38 protein-coding genes, 2 tRNA genes and 1 rRNA gene are annotated in these 26,484 nt (G+C 39.1%); 37 read left to right on the forward strand and 4 right to left on the reverse strand.

Annotation, left to right across the window (positions count from 1 at the left end; all coding sequences use genetic code 11):
* The first annotated feature begins 26 nt into the window (after positions 1-26).
* The 3 genes from rrf (at position 27) to NSQ09_RS06445 (ending at position 337) form a co-directional block, all read left to right on the forward strand.
* Positions 27-142 (forward strand): 5S ribosomal RNA (rrf, locus tag NSQ09_RS06435).
* Positions 143-187: 45 nt separating this feature from the next.
* Positions 188-262 (forward strand) — tRNA-Asn (locus tag NSQ09_RS06440).
* Between the two features lie 2 nt (positions 263-264).
* A tRNA-Thr gene (locus NSQ09_RS06445) sits at positions 265-337 on the forward strand.
* Positions 338-443: 106 nt separating this feature from the next.
* Here the strand turns inward: NSQ09_RS06445 and NSQ09_RS06450 are convergent.
* The 4 genes from NSQ09_RS06450 to NSQ09_RS06465 all read right to left on the reverse strand — a co-directional run bounded on the left by NSQ09_RS06450 (position 444) and on the right by NSQ09_RS06465 (position 3,394).
* Entirely contained in the window at positions 444-1,628 is a 1,185-nt protein-coding gene (locus NSQ09_RS06450; protein WP_014112362.1) for a tyrosine-type recombinase/integrase, read from the reverse strand.
* A complete protein-coding gene (locus tag NSQ09_RS06455; RefSeq protein ID WP_341030652.1) occupies positions 1,615-2,148 on the reverse strand; it encodes an ImmA/IrrE family metallo-endopeptidase in 534 nt (177 codons plus the stop codon). Before NSQ09_RS06455 ends, NSQ09_RS06450 begins: the two co-directional genes overlap by 14 nt.
* Before the next feature lie 80 nt (positions 2,149-2,228).
* Positions 2,229-2,834: a hypothetical protein gene (locus tag NSQ09_RS06460; protein ID WP_341030653.1), complete on the reverse strand. Its 606-nt coding sequence runs from the start codon at positions 2,832-2,834 to the stop codon at positions 2,229-2,231.
* A 230-nt stretch (positions 2,835-3,064) separates the two neighbouring features.
* Positions 3,065-3,394: a helix-turn-helix domain-containing protein gene (locus tag NSQ09_RS06465; protein WP_017696738.1), complete on the reverse strand. Its 330-nt coding sequence runs from the start codon at positions 3,392-3,394 to the stop codon at positions 3,065-3,067.
* 160 nt (positions 3,395-3,554) lie between these two features.
* Here NSQ09_RS06465 and NSQ09_RS06470 point away from each other — a divergent pair, with 160 nt between their 5' ends.
* The 34 genes from NSQ09_RS06470 to NSQ09_RS06635 all read left to right on the forward strand — a co-directional run bounded on the left by NSQ09_RS06470 (position 3,555) and on the right by NSQ09_RS06635 (position 26,476).
* A complete protein-coding gene (locus NSQ09_RS06470) occupies positions 3,555-3,788 on the forward strand; it encodes a helix-turn-helix domain-containing protein (RefSeq protein WP_341030654.1) in 234 nt (77 codons plus the stop codon).
* A 12-nt stretch (positions 3,789-3,800) separates the two neighbouring features.
* Positions 3,801-3,992, forward strand: coding sequence for a helix-turn-helix domain-containing protein (locus tag NSQ09_RS06475; RefSeq protein ID WP_341030655.1), 192 nt, complete (start codon positions 3,801-3,803; stop codon positions 3,990-3,992).
* Positions 3,993-4,056: 64 nt separating this feature from the next.
* On the forward strand, positions 4,057-4,590 hold the full coding sequence (locus NSQ09_RS06480) for a helix-turn-helix transcriptional regulator (RefSeq protein ID WP_341030657.1): 534 nt from the start codon (positions 4,057-4,059) through the stop codon (positions 4,588-4,590).
* The gene (locus NSQ09_RS06485; RefSeq protein ID WP_019712778.1) at positions 4,580-4,840 is read left to right on the forward strand and encodes a hypothetical protein; all 261 of its coding nucleotides are present in this window, start codon (positions 4,580-4,582) and stop codon (positions 4,838-4,840) included. Before NSQ09_RS06480 ends, NSQ09_RS06485 begins: the two co-directional genes overlap by 11 nt.
* Entirely contained in the window at positions 4,841-5,005 is a 165-nt protein-coding gene (locus NSQ09_RS06490; protein ID WP_014112369.1) for a hypothetical protein, read from the forward strand. It abuts the gene before it with no gap.
* 419 nt (positions 5,006-5,424) lie between these two features.
* A complete protein-coding gene (locus NSQ09_RS06495; protein ID WP_017696744.1) occupies positions 5,425-5,610 on the forward strand; it encodes a hypothetical protein in 186 nt (61 codons plus the stop codon).
* Positions 5,607-7,580 (forward strand): AAA family ATPase, encoded by a 1,974-nt coding sequence (locus NSQ09_RS06500; RefSeq protein WP_341030660.1) that lies wholly within the window; start codon positions 5,607-5,609, stop codon positions 7,578-7,580. The genes NSQ09_RS06495 and NSQ09_RS06500 overlap by 4 nt, the downstream gene beginning before the upstream one ends.
* The gene (locus tag NSQ09_RS06505; protein WP_341030661.1) at positions 7,580-7,804 is read left to right on the forward strand and encodes a hypothetical protein; all 225 of its coding nucleotides are present in this window, start codon (positions 7,580-7,582) and stop codon (positions 7,802-7,804) included. The genes NSQ09_RS06500 and NSQ09_RS06505 overlap by 1 nt, the downstream gene beginning before the upstream one ends.
* Entirely contained in the window at positions 7,797-8,735 is a 939-nt protein-coding gene (locus NSQ09_RS06510) for a recombinase RecT (protein WP_326331007.1), read from the forward strand. Before NSQ09_RS06505 ends, NSQ09_RS06510 begins: the two co-directional genes overlap by 8 nt.
* The gene (locus NSQ09_RS06515; RefSeq protein WP_341030662.1) at positions 8,732-9,433 is read left to right on the forward strand and encodes an MBL fold metallo-hydrolase; all 702 of its coding nucleotides are present in this window, start codon (positions 8,732-8,734) and stop codon (positions 9,431-9,433) included. The genes NSQ09_RS06510 and NSQ09_RS06515 overlap by 4 nt, the downstream gene beginning before the upstream one ends.
* Positions 9,434-9,637: 204 nt before the next feature.
* Positions 9,638-10,396, forward strand: coding sequence for a hypothetical protein (locus NSQ09_RS06520; RefSeq protein ID WP_341030664.1), 759 nt, complete (start codon positions 9,638-9,640; stop codon positions 10,394-10,396).
* A gap of 13 nt (positions 10,397-10,409) precedes the next feature.
* Positions 10,410-10,691: a replicative helicase loader/inhibitor gene (locus NSQ09_RS06525; RefSeq protein ID WP_341030665.1), complete on the forward strand. Its 282-nt coding sequence runs from the start codon at positions 10,410-10,412 to the stop codon at positions 10,689-10,691.
* Positions 10,666-11,964 (forward strand): replicative DNA helicase, encoded by a 1,299-nt coding sequence (gene dnaB, locus NSQ09_RS06530; RefSeq protein ID WP_341030666.1) that lies wholly within the window; start codon positions 10,666-10,668, stop codon positions 11,962-11,964. Before NSQ09_RS06525 ends, dnaB begins: the two co-directional genes overlap by 26 nt.
* Positions 11,965-11,982: 18 nt before the next feature.
* Positions 11,983-12,177, forward strand: a complete 195-nt coding sequence (locus NSQ09_RS06535; protein ID WP_010330158.1) for a Fur-regulated basic protein FbpA — start codon at positions 11,983-11,985, stop codon at positions 12,175-12,177.
* Positions 12,178-12,277: 100 nt separating this feature from the next.
* Positions 12,278-12,733: a RusA family crossover junction endodeoxyribonuclease gene (locus tag NSQ09_RS06540; RefSeq protein WP_341030667.1), complete on the forward strand. Its 456-nt coding sequence runs from the start codon at positions 12,278-12,280 to the stop codon at positions 12,731-12,733.
* Entirely contained in the window at positions 12,706-13,395 is a 690-nt protein-coding gene (locus NSQ09_RS06545; protein ID WP_341030668.1) for a hypothetical protein, read from the forward strand. The genes NSQ09_RS06540 and NSQ09_RS06545 overlap by 28 nt, the downstream gene beginning before the upstream one ends.
* 126 nt (positions 13,396-13,521) lie before the next feature.
* Positions 13,522-13,749 carry a hypothetical protein gene (locus tag NSQ09_RS06550; protein ID WP_341030670.1) on the forward strand — a complete coding sequence of 76 codons (228 nt, stop codon included), beginning with the start codon at positions 13,522-13,524 and terminating at the stop codon, positions 13,747-13,749.
* A 24-nt stretch (positions 13,750-13,773) separates the two neighbouring features.
* Positions 13,774-13,977: an XtrA/YqaO family protein gene (locus tag NSQ09_RS06555; RefSeq protein ID WP_014112378.1), complete on the forward strand. Its 204-nt coding sequence runs from the start codon at positions 13,774-13,776 to the stop codon at positions 13,975-13,977.
* 44 nt (positions 13,978-14,021) lie between these two features.
* On the forward strand, positions 14,022-14,309 hold the full coding sequence (locus NSQ09_RS06560; protein WP_341030672.1) for a hypothetical protein: 288 nt from the start codon (positions 14,022-14,024) through the stop codon (positions 14,307-14,309).
* Positions 14,303-14,545 (forward strand): hypothetical protein, encoded by a 243-nt coding sequence (locus NSQ09_RS06565; RefSeq protein WP_341030674.1) that lies wholly within the window; start codon positions 14,303-14,305, stop codon positions 14,543-14,545. The genes NSQ09_RS06560 and NSQ09_RS06565 overlap by 7 nt, the downstream gene beginning before the upstream one ends.
* Before the next feature lie 82 nt (positions 14,546-14,627).
* Complete coding sequence (locus tag NSQ09_RS06570) at positions 14,628-15,407, forward strand: putative phage abortive infection protein (protein WP_272515800.1); 780 nt, start codon at positions 14,628-14,630, stop codon at positions 15,405-15,407.
* A 73-nt stretch (positions 15,408-15,480) separates the two neighbouring features.
* The gene (locus NSQ09_RS06575; RefSeq protein ID WP_272515799.1) at positions 15,481-15,867 is read left to right on the forward strand and encodes an ArpU family phage packaging/lysis transcriptional regulator; all 387 of its coding nucleotides are present in this window, start codon (positions 15,481-15,483) and stop codon (positions 15,865-15,867) included.
* Positions 15,868-15,921: 54 nt separating this feature from the next.
* Positions 15,922-16,659, forward strand: a complete 738-nt coding sequence (locus NSQ09_RS06580) for a hypothetical protein (RefSeq protein WP_341030677.1) — start codon at positions 15,922-15,924, stop codon at positions 16,657-16,659.
* Between the two features lie 477 nt (positions 16,660-17,136).
* Positions 17,137-17,304, forward strand: a complete 168-nt coding sequence (locus NSQ09_RS06585) for a hypothetical protein (protein WP_341030679.1) — start codon at positions 17,137-17,139, stop codon at positions 17,302-17,304.
* Positions 17,305-17,443: 139 nt separating this feature from the next.
* Positions 17,444-18,265, forward strand: a complete 822-nt coding sequence (locus tag NSQ09_RS06590; RefSeq protein ID WP_272515796.1) for a hypothetical protein — start codon at positions 17,444-17,446, stop codon at positions 18,263-18,265.
* Positions 18,266-18,314: 49 nt separating this feature from the next.
* Entirely contained in the window at positions 18,315-18,836 is a 522-nt protein-coding gene (locus NSQ09_RS06595; protein ID WP_272515795.1) for a ParB N-terminal domain-containing protein, read from the forward strand.
* A gap of 10 nt (positions 18,837-18,846) precedes the next feature.
* Positions 18,847-19,866 carry a DNA cytosine methyltransferase gene (locus NSQ09_RS06600; protein ID WP_326247381.1) on the forward strand — a complete coding sequence of 340 codons (1,020 nt, stop codon included), beginning with the start codon at positions 18,847-18,849 and terminating at the stop codon, positions 19,864-19,866.
* 55 nt (positions 19,867-19,921) lie between these two features.
* On the forward strand, positions 19,922-20,689 hold the full coding sequence (locus NSQ09_RS06605; RefSeq protein ID WP_272515793.1) for a DUF4145 domain-containing protein: 768 nt from the start codon (positions 19,922-19,924) through the stop codon (positions 20,687-20,689).
* A gap of 149 nt (positions 20,690-20,838) precedes the next feature.
* Positions 20,839-21,087: a hypothetical protein gene (locus NSQ09_RS06610; RefSeq protein WP_019713103.1), complete on the forward strand. Its 249-nt coding sequence runs from the start codon at positions 20,839-20,841 to the stop codon at positions 21,085-21,087.
* Positions 21,088-21,215: 128 nt separating this feature from the next.
* Positions 21,216-21,746, forward strand: coding sequence for a YfbU family protein (locus tag NSQ09_RS06615; protein ID WP_341030684.1), 531 nt, complete (start codon positions 21,216-21,218; stop codon positions 21,744-21,746).
* 84 nt (positions 21,747-21,830) lie between these two features.
* The gene (gene terS / locus NSQ09_RS06620; protein ID WP_341030685.1) at positions 21,831-22,721 is read left to right on the forward strand and encodes a phage terminase small subunit; all 891 of its coding nucleotides are present in this window, start codon (positions 21,831-21,833) and stop codon (positions 22,719-22,721) included.
* Positions 22,718-24,037, forward strand: coding sequence for a PBSX family phage terminase large subunit (locus NSQ09_RS06625; RefSeq protein ID WP_179189317.1), 1,320 nt, complete (start codon positions 22,718-22,720; stop codon positions 24,035-24,037). The genes terS and NSQ09_RS06625 overlap by 4 nt, the downstream gene beginning before the upstream one ends.
* Complete coding sequence (locus NSQ09_RS06630; protein WP_086352725.1) at positions 24,030-25,562, forward strand: phage portal protein; 1,533 nt, start codon at positions 24,030-24,032, stop codon at positions 25,560-25,562. The genes NSQ09_RS06625 and NSQ09_RS06630 overlap by 8 nt, the downstream gene beginning before the upstream one ends.
* Complete coding sequence (locus NSQ09_RS06635) at positions 25,559-26,476, forward strand: phage head morphogenesis protein (RefSeq protein ID WP_341030687.1); 918 nt, start codon at positions 25,559-25,561, stop codon at positions 26,474-26,476. The genes NSQ09_RS06630 and NSQ09_RS06635 overlap by 4 nt, the downstream gene beginning before the upstream one ends.
* Positions 26,477-26,484: the final 8 nt, after the last annotated feature.

A 26,484-nucleotide genomic window follows, 5' to 3' on the forward strand; every position in this document is an offset into this window, starting at 1 on the left:
AGTTTTGAGAGAACACTCTCAATTTGTTTGGTGGCGATAGCGAAGAGGTCACACCCGTTCCCATACCGAACACGGAAGTTAAGCTCTTCAGCGCCGATGGTAGTCGGGGGTTTCCCCCTGTGAGAGTAGGACGCCGCCAAGCAGATTTGTTAATTCTACCATGTTTGTTTATGAAGCTTTATATTATTCCGCAGTAGCTCAGTGGTAGAGCTATCGGCTGTTAACCGATCGGTCGTAGGTTCGAATCCTACCTGCGGAGCCATTGCTTCCATAGCTCAGCAGGTAGAGCACTTCCATGGTAAGGAAGAGGTCAGCGGTTCGAGCCCGCTTGGAAGCTTATCTAAAATACGTTGATCTTATGCAGTTTCCGCGAAATATGGAACTGTTATTTTTTTTGTCTAAAATATGTGGGTGTCATACGGGTGGCAAATTAGAGAATTTCTCTAAAATGTCCCCGTTTTTAATATATTATTGATTGCATCAGCAACTAAAATATCTGATTCACGGTTAGCGTGAGTGTAAATATTCAATGTGGTTTGGACGTTAGCATGGCCAAGCCTCTGAGAAATAGCTTTAATGTTTAATCCAGGTACCTTCCCAATTTGATTTATCAACATTGTTGCGTGTGAGTGCCTCATATCATGAAGACGTCCTGGCTTGATGTTGTGCCTCTTAGTGAATCTCTGCCACCAGGTATTAGGTGAGGTTGGATACTGCGGTTGTCCCATATCCCCACCAAATAATAAAAGCTTATCTGTTCCTCTCCACAGTTCACCCAACAGTAATTTATTCTTCTTGATCTCCCGTAACAAAATAGCTGCTTCTTGCATTATATCCGGCGGCATCGTAACTTTACGGAAAGAGTTACTTTTAGGATCTTTAAACCGATAACCTTTCTTCTTTGTATATTGTAAAGACTCATCAATTCTGACTTCATTAGTATCAAAAAATAAATCTGTTTCATCGATTGCTAATAGTTCTCCTCTACGAAATCCACCTGTAAAAGCAAATTTAATCATAACTCTGTTCCTCAATGGAGCGTGTTCATCTAATAGCATAAAGATTTCCTTTATTTCTTCTTCAGTATAAATTTCATATTCATTGTATTTTTGTTTTGGCCGCTTTACATTCTCTGCAGGGTTTTCTTTTATAATCTTCCACTCAGCTGCTCTTCCTAAGATATCTCTAATGATTCGATATCTTGCATGAATGCTTGACGTTGAGACATCATTTTCTCGTTGGTATTCTTCTAAGAAATTTAATATGTGAATCGGCTGTATCTCGTCTAAGTACATGTCTCCAAAATAGGGCTGTATTTCTTTCCCCATAATATATTCATAAGTTTCACGAGTTTTATCATCGAGATGATCCAGGGCATACTTTTTCTCCCAGTCCTCTATGAACATATTGAATGTTCGTTTGTGTGGTGTGATATAAGCGCCGGCTTCAACTTCTGTTTTGAATTTATACCATTCACTCTCCAGGTAATTGCGCAGCTTTTTAGTGGTTTTTAATAAAGCTGGATCCTCTATTCTAATTGTTTTGACCTTTCTTTTACGCTTGCTCTTTGTACCGATATCAACAACTAATCGAAATGACTTTTCGCCTCTTTTTTCAATTGTTGGCATATAAAATTTTCTCCCTTTCTTTATTCTTTTGAATCATGAATGATTGGTACTTAAAGCTGAATAACTTACGGAAGTACATATCCAATCTTTTTTCCGCAAAAGGATGAGTAACCTGAAAAAGATCAGATATGAGGTTTATTGATTCCCGCTTGGTTGCCGGTAATTTGATGTTTTTCAGCATAAAGCTTGGTACAGCAAAGTGATACATAAATGCATTTGCTTGATTCTCCTGTAATTCTCTGAAAAGTGGGGGTAATTTATATTGAACACCCACATGATTTATGTGATGACACAGCTCGTGGGAAAAGTCTTCCCATTGCTTCTTTTTGGATATTCGTGAATCAAGAATAATGCAAGCCATGCCCAACAACTTTACTGCGGCTGAAGATCGATTCTTATAATGAACTATTATTTTTAACCTATCAGCGATTAGTTCTAAGTCCCATGCACCGGGAGCAGTAATACCGATGCCAGTGTAAATTGTCCGTATTCTTTCCTCAAGAAGTGATAAATGATACAAGGTAAAGCCTCCTACTAACGAAATGCAAACTTATGTTCGGTTTTGTTTTCTAAAGAAAAGCCCCAAAATAGGGCTTGGTTTTAATGCTCTAAGTTAATTTTTAAATCAAGATCGTCACCTAAAGCATTTGCGTCCTCATCACTCGGAGCAGAGGTTCTCAGCCGAATGGAATCTAAATCTTTTATATCCTCTTCGTTATCAAAAATATAAAAGATGGATCCACTATCATTTACTTTTCCCACATACTCTCCAAGAAAATCGTCACTTTCGTCAGAAGATGGCTCATTAATTTGTACCCCAGTGCTTGTTGCTAATTTTGCATTATCTGGGCCGAAATAAACTACTTTATCTGATGTATTTTTTGTTTCAAGTTGAACCTCAATAAAAGGTGTTTTTTCGTTGGCAACAGCGGCAATTACTTGTTTCACAGTTAATTGCATCGGGCCAGTCTTTGCAGTGGTTTCTTTATTGCTGATGGCCATTACTTTGGCCGTACCGCCATCAATTTCATAAACATTCCCAACCTTTTCAGGACCGTTAACAGAGATGTCTTGGCTTTCTGATGCGTTGGTATCAGTTGCACTGTTTGTACCTTCAGAAGATGTAGAAGACTCTTCACTATTTTTGCAGGCTGCGAGCAATATCAGCGAAGTGATTAATAGTAAAGTCCCCAATTTTTTAAACAATTTTAGTTCCCCTTTTTACTCCAGTTAAGTTTTCTTTATCTTTCATTTAACTCAATGAATGTTAAACAGTTTGTTTTACAGTGTGCACCTATCATAAACCCTTGATATATCTATGTTTTTAGGGGGTGCAAAAAGTTTTATTTAACACTTAGACTTCTTTTTGTTAAACAAATGTTTAACAAATGTTTTACCAGAAGAAGAATTAAAGAATTAAGAATAAAGAATAGCTGCTACTGTTCATCGAACCCTTTTTTCAAAAGATAATCCAAAAGTTCTTTTGCTTGTTCTTTAGTGATTTTTCCATCACGACCAGCAATTAAGGTTTCGGGATCATTTAAAAGTTCATCTATTTGAGAGTCGTTTGAATTTCCCTTTAACAGATAGTCTGTCGTGACATCCAAGACTTCAGCTAACTTGATTATTTCTGAATCAGTAATAGGTCGAGTTCCTTTTTCTATACGGTTCATAACAGCATAATTTAGGTCTACACGGCGGGCTAGTTCCCTTTGGGACCAACCTTTTCTTTCTCTTAATAAAACTATCCGATCACCTATATTCATTGTTTTCACCACTTTCTAAGTAAGACAAATGATAACATGTTTCCGTTATGGAAATAAAAAAAGTTTCTAAATTGTAAACAAAACTCATTGACATTTCTGTTTTAGAACTGTATTATGTGGTTACAAAGTTTCTGAAACAGAAACGAAAGGAGTGAAAGATATGCAGAAACTTGATTTAGTTTTTATCAAGAATAGAAGAATCGAATTGAAAATTTCTCAACGAGATATGGCAATAAAGCTAGGATTTAAAACTGGTTCAAGTTATTTAAAGTACGAGCAAGGTGTTTATGCATTTAAAGCAGAGCAATTGCCAACCTTAGCGCAACATTTAAAATGCAAAATCACAGATTTTTTTGTTGAAAACGTTTCTGATTTAGAAACAAACAGTGCTTAGGAGGATTTCATTATGAGCAACAAACCATTAAACCCTCAGGAAGCTGCTAGTGTACTGAGGGTTCATAAAGAAACCATCTATACCATGGTTAGAAATAAGGAAATTCCACATTTCAGAATTGGAAAGAAAATATTTTTCCGACCAGAAACCCTAAATGCTTGGATAAGCCAATTAGAACAGAACAGTGTTGATGATTCTGCTTAATATCTTTTAACTAAAGTTTACCAATCCGTAGTTAAAAATTTGGTAGAAAAAGGAGAGGTTTAAAGTGAAATTTGGTAGAGCACCGAAAGCACTAAAAAGCGCTCGTAAAGAGGCGGAACTTACCCAACAGCAGTTATCTATGGACGATGAATTATTTCTTTCACGTGAATCTGTATCTCACCAGGAATGCGGCCGCCACAAAGTTCAACCGGAGGTGGCCCAGTACTTTGCTGAGAAACATAATGACCCGCGGCCTGCCCTTGAAGCTGCTTCTGATTATACAGGGTGGGGACCTTTAATCTTGGATGGGGAAAGTGCTGATTTGCACAGGGTGAACCTTCTTGTTCAATCCAAGATACAAATGACAGAAGCCTTGGACGCCTTACAAAATTCAGTCGAACATATTTCAGTCAATCCCAAAACATTGTCAGATACAAAAATGATTGAGAAATCGATTCAGGAATGTTTAGACGTCATAACAGCTTTAACTCAACTAATCGTTGTTCTCTGTAAGGAATATTCAATTTCATGGGTTAAGATGTGGGGCAAGCATAAAATGAAGCTTTTAACGAGGGGGTTAATCAAAGGTGCTTCTTGAGGACATGGTTTTAAAAATACACTCTGATTCAGCAAGGCGGGAACAAATTTTTATTGAGGAATACTCAAAGCGTTTAATCAAAGCTGTTGCCAACGGAGATATGAAAAAGGCAAATGAAACGGTTAATGAACTTCGCAAATCTGTAAAACAACTAGATCACTACATAAAATCCAAGCAAGACTTCGATCGCATTGTTGAAGTGATTCCGTCAAAAGATTTTTTTGAAAAAAAGTTAGAGGGGATGATTTGAATGAAATTTGTATTATCTGCAAGCCGTTTAATGAAAGCTTCTGAGGTTGTGAATCATTGTCGGGAAGTAAAGAGGAATCCAGCACAGATCCTTCTGGTGAATGCAGAGGCTAAGAAGGCTATTGAAAATATAAAAAAGCAGCAAGCTCCTACACTCACTGCTTAAGGAAAATATAAAACGTTATGAAAGTATTATATCGCTCTTTATTGAGCACGGCAAGCTTGTTCTTGTCGTCAGGCCAGGGGGAGATCTTTTTTATCCATCCTAAACCCCCTTTATTTTACCACCATCCTCTCTCTGGTCTGACGATGCGTACAAGCATCAGAAAGGAGGATTTTCGGTGTTTAACCTGGTTATTCCGCCAAGGAAGTGCCCTAATTGCGGAAAGGTCGAAGAACGATCTTACAAAATTTATTGCAGCAATTGTGAACACAAAATTCCAGATAGTGTTCAGGAACTACTTCAAAAAGCCAAATAAAAAAAGCTCGCTTTGCAGAGCGAGCCGTAGAAGGTGTTACAAACTTTGGTATTCATAGTTTACTGTATCACCTTCCAAAAATCAAATCTTTGGAGGTCTTTGACAAATGAATGAAGTTTTTTACACTGAGCCGTTTAGTGATCATCGTCGCGATCAAATTAATCTTACCACTGTAGGTGGATCAATTTCTTATGATCTTAAGGGGAATCCATGTTTTCACTTCCCGACAGCTGAGGCGCGAAATGAGTATCTTTCTCGCAAGTTTAAAGAGAAAGGACGTGAAGCCAAATGAAAAAGGAAATTAAACTGCTCAAATTAGAACTTCGAAATTTTAAGGGGATTAGACATTTTACTCTTGATACTCAAGGCGGGAACGTCAAGGTCTTCGGTGATAATGCAACAGGAAAAACAACTTTGTTTGATGCTTTTATTTGGCTCTTATTCGATAAGGACAGCCAAAACAAAAAAGATTTTCAGATTAAAACTCTCACAAAAGAAAACAAGCCTATTAGCGGGCTGAATCATGAAGTCAGCGGCTTGTTTTTGATCGATGGAGCTGAATTGTCTCTGAAAAAGGTGTACTCCGAGAAGTGGACAAGAAAGCGGAGTAGTGCTGAAGCCGTATTCTCTGGACATACCACTGACTATTTTATTAACGAAGTACCATCAAAGAAAAAAGAGTTTAATGATCGAGTCAGCTCAATTATTGCAGAAGACAAATTTAAACTCATTACTTCTCCATCATTCTTCAATGAGCAATTGAAATGGCAAGACAGACGGAAGATTCTACTTGAGATTAGCGGCGATGTAACAGACGAGGAAGTATTCAGTAAAAACCCTTCTGTGGCTGCCTTGGAAAGCGTCTTAAATAAACGTTCACTTGAAGAGCATAGGAAGGTGATCGCGGGAAAACAGCGCGAGATAAATAAACAGCTTGATGCAATACCAGTAAGAATCGATGAAGTCCAGCGCACAGTCGAAGATACATCGGGTCTAAATGAACAAGAATTACATGACGAGATAAATTTTCTTCAAAAAGAAGTTGAGTCATTGGAGGAGAAACTTCGTTCAGCTCGTAATGGTGAAGCTATTTCTGAGAAGAGGAAAGTAATTCTCCAGCTACAGAATGATCTTCAGGAAATCAAAAATGATCATCAGGAAAAAGAATACAAAAAGATCAATGAGATTAAAGAGCAGCTATACCCTGTGAAAAGCAAGATTGATGAAATTTCAATGGAGATTAAGTCGAATCAGCGGCAGTTATCACTTGAAAAAAACAATTTGGATCGATTAAATACGGAAATCGAGTCGCTGCGCCAGAGTTGGTGCGACAAGAATGAGGAGACGTTTGATCAACATCAAACTGAATGCCCTACATGCGGCCAAGAATTACCGAAAGAAAAAATTGATCAAGCCATTGAAAAATTCAATTTTCATAAAAGCCAAGCTTTAGCTGAAATCAATGAAAAAGGCAAGTCGGTTAAGAGTCAAAAAGAAAAGTCTGAGGATGCTATTCAGGAATTAGAAGCTGCAATATCTAATTTGCAGGATGCCTATAAGAGTGAAGAAGAGACTTTATTATCACTTGAAAAAGAATTAGAGGGCGTGCAAAGCAATAAATCAGATATTTCAGCGGATCCAATTTATCAAAATAAACAAGCTGAAATTGAGGCCGTACGGAATGAAATTCAGCATTTAGAATCTTCCATAGATCAAGCCGTTCAATTGATTAAGGCTGATATCAACAGTAGAAAACAAGAGATTTTGCTGCTTCAAAAAGATCAAGCGAAAATTGATCACGCAAGGCATGTTAATGATCGGGTAAGGCAGCTTGAGCAGGAACAAAAAGAGTTAGCAGAACAATATGAACAGCTACAACATCAACTCTTTTTGACTGAAGAATTTGTTCGCACTAAGGTGCATCTCCTCGAAGAGAAGATAAACAGTAAGTTTAAATATGCTCGTTTCAAGCTCTTCAAGGACCAGATCAACGGAGGACTTGAAGAGACGTGTGAAACCCTTTATGAAGGTGTGCCGTATTCGTCCGGCTTAAACAATGCTGCACGTATTAACGTTGGGTTAGACATCATTAATACCCTTAATGATTACTACGGAATCACTGCTCCTATTTTCGTTGATAACTCTGAAGCGGTGACGAAATTGATCAACACAAATTCACAGATCCTCAGTCTGATTGTTTCCGAGAAAGATAAACAGCTTCGTGTTGAGTTTCAAGACGAACTCGTTCAGGAGGCAATCTAATGGGAGCCTATTACATTATCGAACATGTTGAGACCAAAACTACTAAATCGTTAATTGTTGCTGACAGCGCACAGGATGCTTACAGATGTCTTGAACGTGGCTATTATGACGAGTTTGACAGTGAAATCAAAGTTGAAACTCATGTAAGTGTCAAAGAAGCATGTACTCCAAGGGAAAAGCAACTATTATTGACTGCACCACAAGAGGGGGATATTGATGAGTAATACACAGGTGGCAACAACAAAGAAAAATACGGTAGTTGAACAAGTAACAGCAAAAGTACAAGCGTTCCAACAAAATGGGGAAATTCATTTCCCCCCTTCCTACTCGCCTGAGAACGCTCTTAAATCAGCTTATCTTATGCTGCAAAATACAAAAACAAGCAAACAAGATGGTAATAGACCAGTTCTTGAAGCGTGCACGAAAGAGAGTATTGCCAATTCTTTGCTTGATATGGTTGTTCAAGGCTTAAATCCAATGAAAAAACAAGGGTATTTTATAGCCTACGGCAATGTTTTGACCTTTCAACGCTCCTATATGGGAACAATGGCGGTGACAAAAAGAGTTGCTGGGGCTAAGGAAATAAACGCTCAGGTTATCTATGAAGGTGATGACGTTGAATATGAAATGGATAAAGCGAAAATAGTTAACTTCAAACATAAAACTAAGTTCGGAAATATCAATAAAGACAAGATTGTTGGTGCCTATTGTGTGATTGAGTTTGTAGATAAATCTAAGAAAGAACATATAGAGCTTATGACAATTGAGGAAATCAGAAAGGCATGGAGCAAAGCACAATTCTGGAGTAAAGATGCCACTGTAGAAAAAAAAGGTTCAACACATGATGAATATAAGCAGGAAATGGCTAAAAAAACAGTTATCAATCGGGCGTGTAAACGCTATTTGAACAGTTCAGATGATGACAGCTTACTAATGAATACTATTAACCAATCTGATGAATCAGCATATGAAGCTGCAACTCAGGCAGAAATACAAGAGAATGCAAATTCCGAGGTTCTGGATGTTGAATATGAAGAAGTACAGGAAGATTCAACTGATCTAACAAGTGAGGAGTCGGATCCTGAGCAACATCAGTCTAATGATGAAACCTCACAAGGTAAGCAGTCAGCTTTTGAAGTAGGGCCAGACTTTTGATTGAAATTACAGCCCTTTCATCGAGTAGTAAGGGGAATTGCTATCGGGTCACCGATGGTAAGACCCCACTTCTTTTGGAATGCGGCATCAACTTTAAACAAATGCAGAAGGGGTTTCAGTATAAAATTTCTCAATTCGCTGGCTGCCTTGTTTCTCATGAGCATGGGGATCACTGCAAAGCAATTAAGGATGTTCTGAAAGCCGGCATTGATTGTTACATGTCTCCTGGGACGGCCGGAGCAATTGGCATTTCTCATCACAGAATAAAGCCTGTGCGCGCTAAACAGCCGTTTAAAGTTGGTTCTTGGTCTATTATGCCCTTTGACGTGCAGCACGATGTGGCGGAGCCGTATGGCTTCCTGTTGGCTAATGAGGACGGTGACAAGCTTCTGTTTGCCACTGATACCTATTACATCAAATATAAGTTTCCAGGACTCACTCACATTATGGTGGAATGCAATTACTCGAATGAAATACTGAACGAAAATATCGAAAGCGGCCGTACACCGCCATTTATGAAAAGACGACTCTTACAGTCGCACTTCAGTTTAGAAAACGTAAAAGAGTTTTTGAAGGCAAATGACTTGAGCAGGGTTCAGGAAATTTGGCTGCTGCATCTTTCTGAATCAAACAGCGACGAGAAGCTTTTTAAAGAAGACATCATGAAATTGACTGGAAAGGTTGTTTATATACCATGACTGACAATGACTTAATTGCGGTTCCTTATCCTTATTGTTATGTGTCATTGGCCAAGACAGTGGCTCCAGATATGCGTAAGGATACTCTATTAATGTACGTTTCAACCTATTTTCGTAAATATGAACCCAATCTTACTCTTGTGACAATCAAAGGGTTAAAAGCTATCTGCAGAAAGAAATAGCGATGGAAAGGAGGCGAGGCCCTTGGCTGGATGGGTGAGACTATATAAGTCAATGGTCGATCATGAGATCTTTACAGATAATGTCGGCTTTAGGTTGTTCACTTTCTTAATTGCCAAAGCTGCGTTTCAGGACGGTATGAAGATTAATGATTATGAGTTGAAGAAAGGCCAGTATATCCGCTCATATTCAAAACTATGTGATGACTTAGCGATTAAAAAGGGCAGAGGTTTAACCAAATTCACAAGAGCAGCAGTAAAGGCTGCAGCTGAAAGGCTTCAGGCAAAAGGAATGATTACTGCAGAGGAAACTGAATACGGAATGCTTTGGACAGTATTAAATTATTCAAAATTCCAAGGTGCTGCTGAAGAACCTGCATATGAAAATAAGGCTAAAGAAAAGCCAAAAGCAACTCAGCCGAAGGACGAGGGCTCGACTTCTTTCCAAAAAATTGAAGAAAAATTCACTTCGAGAAAAGGCTCTCTATTTTTATCTGCTGTAGATACAGCGGCAATCAAAAGAGTCATAGAGGCAGAGATACCTATCGACGATGTTTTGACTTGGATAGATGAAATTTTTGATCAATATAAACCTAAATATCCAGGTGACAAGATAAATTCTTTTTCTTACTGTGAACCAATTATTCGTGATAGATGGGTTGCTAAACAAAGCGAAAAACAGCCTTCTAATGTCTCGGAATTTAGGCCGCGAGGATCGATACAAGAAAAAAGCTTTGCTGCTCTCGAGGATTATGCTAGAGAGAACGGCATTAAGGTGAATTAGGAAGGTGATTACTTTGGAAAAAGCAGAAGCAATGAAATTATTGTTGCGGCTTTCCGCAGCATATCCGCGTTTTGATTTAAGCGGCGATGTTGGGAAAGAGCGAATTGAATTGTGGATGGACCATCTTCAAAAAATGCCGTTCGAAGCCGCAAAAATAAAGATAAATGAGCATATTGCAAATAAACCATTCCCTCCAACAATTTCGGAGATTAGCGTCAAACAACCAGAGAAAAATGAATTTTTAGAGCAACAGAAAGAGTGGGAACGAAATGCAAAACATGCTAAAAAACCTTGAAGCAGAAGAGAGCCTGTTGGGCTGTATCCTTGTTGAAGGCGAGCTGATTAAGGAAACCACTTTGGAACCAAAGCATTTTGCAGATGAGCGGCATAAACGGATTTTTAAGGCTATGCGTGATGTTGATTCCTCCGGACAGCCTGTTGAAATGGTGACCGTGGTTACAGAGTTAGGGGATACAGTCGAAGCGATCGGCGGCACCTCTTATCTTGTAGATCTAGCAAGTGCGGTTCCTTCTGTTATTAATTTTGAAACCTATCAAACATTAATCTATGAAGCTTTTAAACTTCGAGATATGCAAAAGACCGCGCTTGATTTTGCAAACAATCCAAGCGATGAGGGTATTTTGCAAGTCTATCAGAAGACCGTGGAGCTGCAGGAGATTGGAATTAAAAAACATCGAACCAAGATGGATGTTTTAACTGAAATATACAACGACATGTATCAAGAGAAAGGCGAAATAACAGGAGTGGAAACTGGGCTAGCTGATCTAGACGCTATGACCGGAGGCTGGCAGGATAGCGATTTAATTATCGTAGCTGCCCGGCCTTCCATGGGAAAAACAGCTTTCGCTCTAAATTTGGCGCAGAATGCGGCACTAAAAGGTGGGGTTGTGGATGTTTTTTCTTTGGAGATGTCCGACCGTCAACTCGTTAACCGGATGCTCAGCAATTTAGGTTCAATCGAAGGTACAAAATGGAGAAACCCGCACAAGTATTTCAGTGAAAAAGATTATGAAAACGCGAATCGGGCCATCGGTGAATATGAAAAATTAGACATCTATATTCACGACAAACCGTCACAGTCAGTGGCTGATATTCGTTCTGCCATTCGGAAGACCACAAAGGACCATCCGGATCAAAAGCATTTGGTTGTGATTGATTATCTTCAATTAATCCGACCTATTGGAAAATTTGAAACGAAAAACTTAGAGGTCGCAAGCATAACAGGCGAATTGAAGAACATAGCCCGGACCTTCAATGTTCCAATCATTCTACTTTCTCAACTTTCTCGTGGTGTTGAGCAACGGCAAGATAAGCGGCCGATGATGTCTGATCTTCGAGATTCAGGCAGCATTGAGCAAGATGCCGATATCGTTAGTTTTCTCTATAGGGATGACTATTACGATAAGCAAAGCGACCTAAAAAACATAGTGGAGATCATATTTGCAAAACAAAGAAACGGCTCAGTTGGCACTGTCATGGCTGCCTTTATTAAAGAGTACGGCCGATTCTTAAACCTTGATAGACAAATGGAAGCGAAGCTCGCTTAAAAGAAAGGAGTACATATTATGCCTTCAGATATAACACAGACTGCCACAGACGAGCGGCGGGAATTTTTAACGAATGAGCTTATCAAGTATGGCCAGTATGAATCGGAGGACGGGCAACAGCTGTATGAACTGTCTTTGCCGGAACTGGAGCGGCTACATATTAACGTTAAATGTAAGTTTGGCCGTGAAATGTCCTTCGAGGAGGGAGATTGATGCTCGGCACGCTCCGCGCCTTAACATTCATAATCATGAACGCGGATTTAATAATGAATGAAATAGAGCAGCTGGAAGCAGCTGACGGGAGGTAACAGTATTGATCAGTTTTACAATTTACGGCGAACCGGTAGCGCAAGGGAGACCGAGAGCTACTACGCTTAATGGTATGACCAGACTGTATGATCCAAAGAAATCAAGAGACTTTAAGCAATATGTTAAGCTGGCTGCTTCAGATTATCGTCCAGCTAAATTGCTAGAAGGACCACTTGAATTATCTGTAAAGGTTTATAAATCCACTTTGAAAAGTTTCAGTAAGAAAAAAACTGCAGAAGCAGAACAAGGGCTGTTGAGGCCCAGCAAAAAGCCAGATGTTGATAACTATATAAAGGGCATCAAGGACGGCTTAAATAAGGTTATTTGGCATGATGACAGTCAAATAGTAGACCTTCATGTCAGCAAGTTTTATAGCCAAAAACCAAGAATTGAAATACAGGTAAAACCACTATCACAAGAGGAGGAACAGTTATGTCTTTCGTTGATTTCAAAGGGTTAGTAAAAAAGGTGAATCATAAACCAAAAGGTATCACTGAAGTTGTTGTGGAGGTTCCAACCAAAGAACTTGGAAACAACATTCAAAATTTAGCTGAAATGATTGATAGAGAAGTAGAAACACAACTTGAATCTAAAGTAATTCAATACACAGTAGAAATTAATACTAAAACAGATCGACCGATTACAAATTACACAGTGGATCAAAACGGCATCGTAAATGTCTCTGATCCAGAACCGGAACAACTTGAGGCAGATCTTGGGCTTCCTAAAGAAAAGCCTAGAATCGAAGAAAAATCAATGGAAATTGAGCGAGAAATCGTTGATTCTTTCATCACTGGAGGTATGGCTCCCACTCTTGATGGATTCCCTGAAAATATTGCTGAAATTGCGAAACGCTGGATTGAAGGTGAATCATATAGCAAACTGGCGAATGAGCTTGAAATGTCATCTGGTGTCATTGTGGACCTCATTAACGAGTACAGAAAAGGGGTTGCTCCGCTTGCTGTAGCCTGGTGGGATTGGAAGCAAGATCAAGAGGCTGAAGCGGAGCCGATGGAGAAAGATGCACCACTTGTTCCTCTCGATGAAAGTAAAGAAGCTGATGCATCATCCAAGGATGAAAAAGAAGACAACCAGGATGAGGGCGAACACGGAGCGGCTTAATGGTTAAAAGGCAACGGCGTTGGTATTTGCTGTTTCGCATGGAGGATGGACGAGCAGTCCACCTCTATGAGCCTTTGAGAAAATACGAGCTGTTCCAGCGTATTAAAAATGGATGGAGGGTTATTGGTGGCCTCAAGGAGAGAGTATCTTATAAAACGTCTTACGGAAGATTTCATAATGGTTCCAGGACACGGACCGGATCTTTCTAAGATGTCAGATGAAGAACTTGAAAAGCGATTGAAATTTTTAGAATCTGCTTTCAAGATGGCTTGGGAAGAAGAAGAGGGCGAGGAGGAAGAGAATATATATAAAACCGCAGCACAAGGCCCCGGTTTAGTTAATCTCGACAATTAATTATAACACGGGGAGTGCTGCAAAATGAACCGACCTATTGAACTCGAAAATTTACACCAACTTTCCGTTGGAGACTTGATTGAACGAAACAAAATAAAGCTAGTTATTCTTGATGGTAAGGATGGCTGCGCATATTTAGCAGATACACCTGAGTACGGCATTACAAACGTGCATACCAGAGACAATGAATATACAAGAATCCATTTTGACTATGGATTTAAGAAGTAAAGCGGAGGGGACACTCTCTGCTGTTATTGGGGGGAGGAGCCAATATGAAAGAAAAGATTCAGAAAATCGAAAATGAATGCCGGCAGCAAATGGGGCTATCTTTGGCCTCAACGGAGTGGCTGATTGAAACGGCTAAGCAACAGCTGGCCGTCATTGAGGAAAACAAACGGCAGGAGGAAATAGCAGTTAATCAGTTCAAGCAGGCCCAGCAAGATATCCGACGCTTGAGCTGGGAAAGTAGCAGATATAAAAGGGATTTACAGCAAGTTATCAAGAATCTGCAATTCACAATAACAGCTGTTAAAAATGAATTAGAAGGTGAGAATTGTTGATACGAATTTATGAGAAAAGTGATTCGCAGTTTAATAATATGGCTGCTGCCTGGTCTAAAATGACTCACCTTGATAAAAACTTGTTTGAAGTGAGCGCCATCATTCTGGCATCGGATCATCAAGAGAAAGAGGCGGAAAAAGTAGCTGCAGCGTTGAAAGGATCAACAACATCGAGAACGGAAAAATTCACTTCTGTTATGCCTTGTATCATGGTTTGTTTGTTATCTGAAGTGTAAAAGGAAATATCTATTATTTTTATCAAAAACCCCATAAAAAGGATATAATCAAAATTAAAAGAGAAAAAATGGGGGATTTCAATTGATTGAGAATGAGAAGAAGTATAAATGGTATGGTAACGAAAATTTTTGGATGTGGGCAGGGATAACAGCATGTGGATTGGCGCTCATAATTCCATTTGCAATTTTATTTTTTACAAATAACTTTTCTCTAAAAGGAATCGATGGTTTAGGGACGTTTGGAGACTTCTTTGGAGGTACCACAGTAGGATTGTTTAATTTATCTAGTATCCTTTTAGTCTTAACTGCTGTGATAATGCAAAGGAAAGAATTAGAACAAACTCGTAATGAGTTTGTCCAGACAAACAAAACCCTAATAAAGCAACAATTTGATAATACGTTCTTTAATATGATAAACCTTCATAATGAAATTGTTAGAACTTTAAATGAACACAACGTCTCAGGAAAAGAACTTCTTGGTAGTATTGAAAATGATATCAGTTATTGGATTGAGAATGAAGATTTAGACTCACTTGAGGATGAGCATGTAGAAGAAATGTTATTATCATTTTATGAGAGTGCTTATAGGCGATATGAAAATATATTAGGGCACTATCTTCGTAACTTGTATAGAATAGTTAAGTTTATTCATGAATCTAATTTGTCTGATGAGGAAAAAAAGAATTATATTGGTATTTTAAGAGCACAGCTTACTATAGATGAAATATTAATTATCTTTTACAATTCTTTAAGTTTAAGAGGAGAGAATTTTAAAAAGTTTATTGTGAAATATGACTTTTTTGATGATCATTTAAATGCAAAACCTATATATAACAGATGTAAAATGCTTTTAAAAAAATAACATAGTACGGACACTAGTTTAAGCAATAGCTATAAATTATGTGTCCGTTTCTATTTGAAAAAGGAGGTACTATATGACTGCAGCAGAGCAATTATCATTTTTGCCTCAAGTTAATGAAAAAGAGGTGCGAAACACAGTCATCAAAGAACTGAAAACGTATAGATCACTAAAAATTCAAGCGGAAAATAGGAGAGAGCAAAAGGAAAAGGGAGTTATTGGGTTATTCCCGCAGCTGCGGAAAAGCACCGAATATAATGAGCTGAAGGTCAAGCAGATGGATAGGGCGCTAAAGCACTGCCTTGATCAAGATGAATACAGCATCATAGAAAAGAAATATTTGTCTCCAGAAAAAATAAAGGATCTTGAAATCATGATTGAACTGGGTCTTAAAAGAGATAAGTTCTATCAGGTGAAAAGACAAGCTATATACAATATCGCAACAGCGCTCGGAATAATCTGAGCGCTGTTTTTTTATGTTTAATTGTAGTATAAATATGGAAAAGGGGTGTGCGCTATGTTGATAAAATTTTTAAGGCCAGAACACGTATCAGCTTTTTTAGATGGTTCTCTTTTCTTTATGAATACTGGTTATTTTATAGATTTAGAAAAGAACGATGCAAAAAATAAAGGAATTGGAGACCAATACGAAGGGGCCCACTTTAAGATACTAGATAATAAGAAAGATGTGTTGAGTATTGAAATTGATGGTAAGTACCACGAAATTCCCTATAATAGAGGGTTTGCGACTCGAAATAATACATCAGTACACCAATTACTTTTAAGTTGCTTTACATTTATCAAATTTAATTCTGAAAATTTTTATCTGGATGGTTGTAAGGATGAAGAATATGTCTATAAAATCAAACCAACAGTAATAGAAGGATTGGAAAAAGAATTTGAAGGTCGTATACCAGTTTTAATTAATATTGAACTTTTCTTTAAACGATTTGAATCAATAGTAGAAAAAAATCATTTTAGAAGAGGATTGGTTCAATATTTTGATGAATACGCGAATTATCCATTATCGAAGGACCAACTCGAAAAAGATCCTATCTTGGCGCTCTTTTACAAAAGAAAATACTATGAACAACAAAAAGAATATAGAATCATTTTGGCGAATCCATTAGGGCTAGAAAGCAAAACAATTGAGCTAGGTGATTTAAGAGATTGTATTGTGCAATTTGAAAGTATTCAAGATCTAGAAAGAAGGATGATAGTCACAACAAAGCCTACCGAGGAGCATTCTGTTTAATGAGTGCTCTTTTTTGTTTGGCGATAAAACGCCGATAAAATACCGACAAAAAGCCGATAAAATGGGTACTTTTTTAAATCGTGTTTTGTCATACGATAGAGACAAGAAAACGAACGTGAATAACAGTCCAAAAAGGAGATACCTACGGACGCTGATCTTTTGTACATGGGAATTTGTACAGCTGATTAGTGGCCGTTTTTTTTTGGCCAAACCAGGAGACGCACCTTTCCTTTATCAAGTGTGCACTCGGATGTATCGAATGACTATGAAGGTCGTTAGCTTCACAGGAGGAGCGACTGGAGTCTATGCAGTATTGCGCACGATAGTCACGGGGAACGCAAGCGGTGAGATCCCGCTTGGAAGGAAAGTCTTAAACCGGCTCTCATTTTCTTTGCTTACCTCCTGGGGGAAATCGGCGGGCCAAAATAAATAAAAGCGAATAGCGTAAGGCGGTGCTTATGCGGCAAGGAGTAAAAGATGAAGATGAGAGACGTTTTACCTGCTGACACGAAACAGCAGCTTAAAAGAGTGTTAAGTCCCTCAACAAAGGCAGATGAACCTTTGACGAGAAGGGATTGGGAAGAAATCATGGGAACGAGACGAGATACCTTTAGACGTGTAGGCAGCCGGATCCGGAGAAATTAGGTTTTGAAAAAAGGGTTAATAATGGCCGCTATTTGTAAATGGGTAACAAATTTTTGGGCAAAATTCCTTTTTTTTAATATACTTAAGTAGCAGGGCTGATATGTTGATATTAGTCTTGCAAAAAAAGGGGGAATAGAAGATGAGTGAATTTACTGGTAAAGAAGTAAAAAGGGCTATAAGAGACTTTGAATCAGCAGTAGAAGATGTAATGAATGCAGGTTATAACACTTATAAGTCAAGGATTAAGCGACTTGTAAATTTATCGCAAACTAACAGAGTTGTGAATTCAATTGTTGGTCCCATCTTTAATTTAGATGTGAATTTATCGGAAATTCATTATCATAGAAACGGTAGTGGTTGGGTTGATATTAAACTACCGACAACCATAGATGAACAAATCGCTTATGTTATCAAAGTATTTCAATTAGTTTCTGAAGAAAGCCTATCACTCGATAACTTAACCTTTAAAATTTATAAACAGCAAAGAATTGCAGATAACATAAATATGTATTTATCTGAAGTTTGCTATCCATGTTTAAGAGAACTTATTTATAAACTCCGTGACTTAATTGAGGATGAGGTTGAAGGCAAAGAAGAGGTACCAAAGGCAGCACTTCAAATTATTAATTATGGGAATTTATCAGCTCAGAATGGAAGTTCTATTGCCGTAGGTAAAGATATTCAACAAAATATAAATTACAAAAATTTGAGAGAAGAAATTATGGAGAAGGTTAAGGAAGCTCAATTAGTACATGAAGATTCTCTTGAGGAAGTAGAAAGACTATCAGGTGAAGTGGAAGAAGAGCTAAATCAACCTGAACCCTCTCAATCCAAATTGAAAAGTCTAGCTAAAAAAGCATATGAGATTGGAGAGAGTGGCCTGCTTAAAGTATTCACAACTGTTGTTAACGACCCGCGTTGGGGACAGGCTGCGGCAGAAGCTCTACTAAATATACAATAATAGCTTAAGCATCCTTAGATGGGATGCTTTTTTGTTTGGAGGTTAGAACATGATAATAAAATCTATTCCGGTTAAAAAAATAAACCCTGCTCCTTACAACCCTCGGATTGACCTTCAGCCAGGCGATCCCGATTATGAAAGAATAAAAGCATCCATTGAACGGTTCGGTAATGTCGAGCCGCTTGTTTGGAACGAAAGAACAGGGAACCTTGTAGGTGGCCATCAGAGGTTCAAAATACATATGGAGAATAACCCTGCAGAGCTTACTGTTTCGGTGGTGAATCTCGATGATAACGAGGAAAAAGCCTTAAATATTGCACTAAACAAAACAGGCGGCGATTGGGATGAATATAAGCTCGAACAAGTTTTAAGAGAGCTTGAAGAAAATAATTTTGATCTGACCTTCACCGGCTTTTCAGAAGGCGAACTAGAAAGTATTTTAGAAGATCTGACAGAGCATGCGGGGAAAGGCGGGAAGGTTACCGATAATCATGAAATCGATCTTGATGATTACGAAGAGGATCAATTTGAACATACCTGCCCTAAATGTGGATTCTCTTTTAATGAGTAGGTGAGCAATAATGAACAGTTATAGATGGTATCTGTCTGATCTGAAAAATGTTGAGCAGAACGGATTGAAGGTTTTTAGTACGTTTTCATGTGGTGGCGGTTCCTCCATGGGTTACAAGCTTGCTGGATATAACCTTCTCGGAAACTGTGAAATTGATCCGCAAATGATGAAAATCTATAGAAAGAATCACAATCCTAAATACTCGTTTTTAATGGATATCAGGAAATTCAACAAATTGGACGATCTGCCGGAGGAATTATTCGATTTGGATATTTTCGATGGATCTCCTCCCTGTAGCGTGTTTTCAATGGCTGGTGATCGTGAGGATGCTTGGGGAAAGGAAAAAGCTTTCAGAGAGGGACAGGCCAAGCAGTCGCTTGATGATTTGTTCTTTGATTACCTGGATGCAGTTGAAAGACTGAAACCAAAAACTTTTGTAGCCGAGAACGTAAAAGGCATGATCATTGGCAAAGCGAAAGGATATGTGAAGCTTGTTATAGAAAGAGCGAAAGAAATCGGGTACGATGTTCAGGTGTTTTTGTTGAATGCTGCCACAATGGGAGTCCCGCAAAGAAGAGAGCGGGTCTTTTTTATTGGCCGAAGAAAAGATCTGAACTTACCTCAGTTAAAGCTCTCGTTTAATGAGCGGCCTATCCCTTATAAAGAGTTTAGGAGCGGGAGAGGTTCCCGATTGAAAGAGACATCAAAATTGTATAGGAGATGGGTGAAGAGAAGGCCATCAGATAGCAACATAGGTGACATAACGAAAAGGACAGAAGGGAAAGAATCTAATTTCAATACCATTTTAGTGAAAAACAGTCTGGTGCCGCCTACTCTTGCAAGTGGTTCTGTCTTTGTCCGATATGACGAGCCTTATTATATCTCTGAACGAGATATTATTTTGATGCAGTCGTTCCCCTTAGATTATGATTTCATGGACGCTTCAGTGCAGTATGTCTGTGGCATGAGCGTGCCACCCTTGATGATGAAGGGGATAGCGGAGCAGATTTATAAACAATGGTTTTTATAATTGTTAATAATACATTTAGAAAAATGTTATTATTTTTCTAAAAAGGGTGGAATCTATGAACGTAGTGCCTGAGAAATTATTCTGCAGAATATGTAATAGAAGAACAAATCATCATATAGTTACTAATGAACACGGTCATGAATTTAAGTATGTGATAAGTCATTTAGATTATGATGAAGTAGATATAGAATTTTTTGAGGAATATTCTATAGTTCAATGCAGAGGTTGTGATACTATCGCCTTTTTAAAAAAGTATGGCGATGAGGATATGTTTCACCTAATTGGTCCAAATTATCATTCTGATAGAGAATACTTTGAGGAGTATACTGTATATCCAGAAGAGCCGAAGAAGGATACTCTTGAACAGTTATTGCAATTTAATGAAAAATTCGAGTTCGATCATTTACCTAATTTAATAAGTGGAATTAGAAATGAAACGATAAATGCTTATAAACACCGAATGAATTTATTATGTAATACAGGTATTAGAATGATAATCGAATCAATATGTAAAGTGAATGGGATTGATAAAAAACCAAAGGTGAGAAGAGGAGAAACAGTATTAGATAAAGATAACAACCCAGTAATGGTGAATTTAAGTTTGTTTGAAAAGATAGAGGAACTTCAAAAGAGAAACTTAATCGATGAAAAACAGAAAAATATACTGAATCAAATTAGAGATATTGGAAATGAGACAGTTCATGAAATTGTAAGACCTAAAACAAGGGAACTCCTACAATATTTAAATATTATAGATTTTATTCTTTATAACATCTATGAATTACCAAATTTGAACTTCGCCAAAAAAACAAGTCCTAAATAGGACTTTTTTTATTGGAAAAAGAGGGTGCTGATAACACCCTCCCTCTCTAAACAGAGATAGACTCCCTGTCAAAGAGCGTGATCAAGACGCGGCCGCGTTGTGGGAAAACATCACGCTCTCATCTCATATTGTAATGGAGGACAGGGAGGATGGCAATAGAAAATAGAAACATATGTTCCCTTTCTGACGATGAAAAAGAAAATCTCCTGCTCCTGCATAGTGCCGAGTTGTTAGAGAACATCAGTCAATCAAAAGAGAAATACCGAAAAATTATTCAAGCAGGTATTGCCCAGTGGGTCAAAGACTTCCAAAGTGGCCATATCAAGGTGAATACTGTGGACGATTTAAAAAAGCTCATAGAACTTGATATAGAGCTTCAGAAAGATGAGGAAATTTAAAATTTTCATAGTCTGGTTATCATTTCTAGTATTTGTATATATAATCTAGATAGATGAGGCAAAGGTCGGAATACTTATGTTTAGCACCTAGTTCTCATAACAAAACTAGACTAAAGGGGAAATGTAATATGACACTAAAGTTCACAAAAGAGCAACGAGCAATATTGATCAACCAAATGGAAATTCTAAAAAGAGTAGATCCACAGAATTCTGATGAATATGAAAAAAATATTGATATTCTCTATAATGGATTCTCATATTTTTATAGTGAAGTTTGTGGAGAGATTGAAGATGAGTTTCCTGAAATTATTACACGCCAAGTTTTCGATATTCTGAATATGTATAGAACTCTATATTTTAGTTACGAGAACTTAACGGAGGAAGAAAAAGACGAAATTTCAGAAAGAGATGTTCTTTTCCAAGGTTTTGATGGTAATGAAGAACCTTATCATTATAGCTTTGTAAACTATGTTGTAAAAAGAGCTGGTCTGTATTCGGAAATGAGAGACCTGTTGGAAGAAGGGAAAATTGAATTAAACTCCCATAGAAATAGAATAAGTTATTATAATGAGTTACTATCGCGTTGGTCACAAGTAAGCAAAGAGACTAATGAAATTTATTTAACTCTACAACAAATAAAGACTGTTCTAGGTAAATAATCTAAAGGGCCCTACAAGGCCCTTTTTGATTTCTTAAAAACAAACTCAAACTTAATTATGAGGTCCGGAGGTGGGTGAGATGTAATGCCGAGACCACGAGATCCTAAACGAGATGAAGCGTTCCGTCTTTGGAAAGAAAGCGGCGGAACCCGCTTGCTAAAAGAAATAGCTGAGGAGCTCGGTTGCTCCCCTTCACTTATTCGTAAGTGGAAAAACCAAGATCATTGGGAAGAAAAATTGAATGGTAACGTTACTAAACAAAATGATAAACCCAATGGTAACGTTACTAAACGCCCTGGTGCTCCAAAAGGAAGTAAAAACGCCAAAGGAAATAAGGGAGGAAAGGCGCCGCCTGGCAATCAAAACGCCAAAGGGAATAGAGGCGGTGCAGCTCCTAAAGGAAATAAAAACTCTGTGCGAACTGGTGAGTATGAATCAATCTTATTTGATTTCATGGATGATACAGAAAAAGAACTGTTTGGCCAGATCGAAACAGACCCGCTCTATCAAATTGATCTAACAATAAGGGAGCTCAGCCTTCGGGAGCGGCGGATGATGCAGAGAATAAGCAAAATAGAAAACGGCTTGAATGAAACGCAACGCCGCGTCCTTCAGCAATTGCGAAAGGTAAAAGACATCGTGCCGACCAAGGACCAGAAAACCGGTTTAGTGAAGCACAAGGCACTTATGAATGAGCGCCTTGTCGTTACTGAAATTGAAGAGGTATCTGAGCCGAGTGTAGATAAGATTCTTCGTTTGGAAGAAGCGATGACACGCGTCACGGATAAGCGGTTAAAAGCAATCCGCCAGAAATACGAAATGATTCGATCCATGGATGAGCACGAGCTGAAGCTGCGTGGTATTTATCTTACAAATGAGACCAAACAGGCAGAACTTGAAAGGCTCACAGCCCGTTCAGTCGATAATTCTGTTCACATTACTATTGAGCATAAGCGTGAGGAAGAGGGCAAATGATTAACAAGGAAGTAAATCCACACTTTGAAGATTTTCTTTTTGATTGGAATCAAAAGTTTCAGTTTTTAGTCGGCGGTTATGGATCCTCGAAGAGTTATCATGTGGCGCTCAAGATTGTTCTTAAATTGCTTGAAGAGAAGCGGACCGTTCTTGTCGTGAGGGAAGTATACGACACACACAGGGACTCAACTTTTTCCCTCTTTGATGAAATTATCAATGACCTTGAGATCGATCATATTGTTAGATGCGTTTCTTCACCTATGCAGATCCGCTTTCCAAACGGAGGCCGGATCATATTTAAAGGGTTGGATAAGCCGGCCAAACTGAAATCAATCAATAACGTTTCTCTTATATGGATTGAGGAATGTTCTGAGGTGAAGTATGAGGGGTTCAAGGAGTTGCTTGGACGTCTGCGTCACCCGACATTGCCGCTTCATATGATTCTTTCAACAAACCCGGTCGGAGAAGATAACTGGACATATAAGCATTTCTTCAAAGATGACCGCCAAAAACGGTTTGTGCTCGATGATAAAGAGCTATACGAAAAGCGGACTGTCGTAATTAACAACACCTATTATCACCACTCAACAGCGGACGATAATCTATTTCTTCCGGAAAGCTATGTGGAGCAGCTTGATGAAATGAAAGAATACGATCCAGACCTTTACCGAATTGCGCGGAAAGGTCATTTTGGTGTGAATGGGGTTCGTGTGCTGCCTCAATTTGAAGAGAGGCCACATGAAGAGGTTATGACAGCAATCGCTAATATTAACCGTCCGCTTAAACGGGTAGGCATGGACTTTGGTTTTGAGGAGTCATACAACGCCGTTGTCCGGCTCGCTGTGGACCACGAAAAGAAATACCTGTATATCTATTGGGAGTATTACAAAAATGGAATGACGGACGACCAGACGGCTGAAGAACTAAGTGAATTTGCTGAGACCAAGGAGTTAATTAAGGCGGACTCAGCGGAACCCAAAACAATCCGATATTTTCAGCAGCAAGGATTCAACATGGTGGGCGCCCACAAATATAAAGGATCCCGCCTTCAATATACAAAGAAGATCAAGCGGTTCAAGAAAATCATATGTTCTGCTCGATGTGAGAATACGATTTATGAGCTGAAGCCGCTCACCTACGCTAAAGATAAGTTGGGCCATATCATAGAAGATGAGTTCACCATAGACCCGCATACACTTTCAGCGATATGGTACGCGCTTGATGATTACGAGGTAACCGATCTGAAAGAAGAATCAAAAGGAAGACCTAAACGGTCAAGACCACGAAGCAGAGAAAGGGGGGAAGTGAATGAGTAAATCTACAGTTAAAGCGCGAGTATTTAAAGCTGCTCCGCCTAATGAAACAACAAAGCAGATTTATGAAGATGAATTTGCGGAAATGTACGGAGAGAATATCATACCCCCGCCGTATAACCTGAAAGAGCTTAAACACATCGCAGAGTATTCGACGATCTTACAGCAGTGTGTGGATGCCTACAAGACCAATATAGTAGGCTTCGGCTTCGAGATGAAATACTCAAAGGATATCAATTCTGATGAAGTGGATTCTGCAGAAAAAACGGCAGCGGATAAAGAATGGCAGCAGCTTGAAGAATTCATCAAGTATATTCATTTTGATGAATCAGCTGAAACATTACTCGGCTTTAGCATAGAAGACCGGGAAAAGACCGGCAACGGATATATAGAAGTGATCCGAGACGGAGCCGGGAAACCGGCTGGCATTGAACATATGGCATCTGAGTATGTCCGAGTTTGCTCATTATCAGAACCTATAGAGGTCCCATACAATTATTTTGAGTCAGGTAAATTAAAGAAGATGCTGCGTCAAAAACGCTTCCGAAAATATGTGCAGATCATCAATGGAAAAAGGGTGTTTTTCAAAGAATACGGAGACCCTCGAATCTTGAATTCCGAAACAGGAGAATATGATGAAAAGACTCCTTTTGAAAAGCAGGCCAATGAGGTTGTGCATTTTAAAATAGGGAGCGGAGCATACGGGAAGCCGCGGTGGATTGGCCACATCGTCAATTTATACGGCGCGCGTAAGGCTGAAGAGTTGAATTTCATGTACTTCAAACAGGGCCGGCATGTTCCCGCTGCTATAACCATTGAAAATGGAATGCTGTCTGAAGACTCATATAAGCAACTGCAGGACTATATGAACGGTCTTGAAGGTGTGGAAAACGCTCATAAGTTCCTTTTGCTTGAAGCGGAAGGGATAGCCAAGGGGAAAAACATTCAAGGTGATGAGGAAATCACGCCAGTTAAAGTGGAAATCAAGTCACTGGCTGAAATCCTTCAGCAAGACGCATTATTTCTTGAATACGATCAAAAGAGCAGGGACAAGCTCCGCTCCGCCTTCCGGTTGCCGCCGCTCTATACTGGCGAAGCCCAGGACTATAACAAGGCGACAGCTGACACGGCCAGAAAGATCACTGAGGAACAAGTATTTCAGCCGGAAAGAAAATTAATCACAGGTAAGCTGAATGCTTTATTCTTAAATGATCTTGAAATTCATAAGGTTGAGCTGCAGTTAAGAGGACCGGATTTCCGGGATCCTATCGAGATAGCAAAGGTTCTGACTCCTTTTATTAATGCTGGAGCAGTCTCACCGAATGATCTGCGTGATCTTGCTGGACGTATTCTTGGTAAGACACTTGAAGAATGGCCAGAGGAAGAGTACAGCAGGCCGATAGGTAAAAATACCGCGGCGCCCGCTTCTGATCCGTTGGCTGCGCTCTTTAAGTCTAAAAGCGGCACTCCTAATGTAATCGGCATACTAAAAGACATGCGGGATGTTCTGGAGGATCTAAAGCGATGAACAAAACGGATAAGCTGCTGGAGAGTTTAAATGCCTTTATTCAAAAAGCCGAGGAAGATGACAAAGAGAAGCTCGTGAAGGTCGTACCTAATTTCCCCGGCCTTTCTAAGATACCCGGATTCGTCGAAGAATATGAGAAAGGCATCGCCAGATTGCTCAGACGCCAGCGTAAAAAGTTTTTAGAAGGTCTGAATGGTTTTATAGGCAAAGATTCAAAAGAGACGCTGGAAGCCCTTCTGGTGTTTTTTACGCAGAACCTATTTGCTGAGGATGAGTTCGAGGAAGAATTTCAAGAGCTTACCGAGGGATTTCTGCAGCAGACCGTCGAGGAGCTCGCTGAAGTGATAATGGATTCATTGGATCCGGATGTCCCATTTGAAGCTTTATCAACCAGGGCGGCGGATTGGATCAAAGGTTGGTCGGAAAAGCTGGCCAAGATCATGAAGCTGAATACTCATGAGGCAGTGGAAAACGTACTGACAGAAGCCATTGAGGACGGTTCGTCCATACAGGACATAGAATTGACTCTCAAAGATATGGCTCAGTTTGATAGGGACCGGGCACGTACCACGGCAATAACTGAAGTGCTTGCCGCTTCCTCTGCCGCTCAGCATGAATCATATGCACAATCGCCGGCAGTAAAGAAAAAGAAATGGCGGCACAGTGGCGGGAAGAAGAACAACCCGCGTGAAAATCACATCGATCTTGATGGCACAGTAATTGGAGTAGATGAAGAATTTCAGATACCAGGTAGCAGCGAGACCTGCATGTTTCCGAGGGATCCTAAACTGTCAGCAGGAGAGCGAGTTCATTGTCATTGTGTTTTGTCTCCTGTGGTAGATGACGAGATTTTAGGATTGTCAGCTGAGGAAAAAGAAGAGATTCGCAGAGAAGCCTTAGCAAACATGGAATAAAATAGTAT

It is taken from the genome of Bacillus sp. FSL W8-1202, from assembly GCF_038006165.1.
Taxonomy (GTDB): domain Bacteria; phylum Bacillota; class Bacilli; order Bacillales; family Bacillaceae; genus Bacillus; species Bacillus subtilis.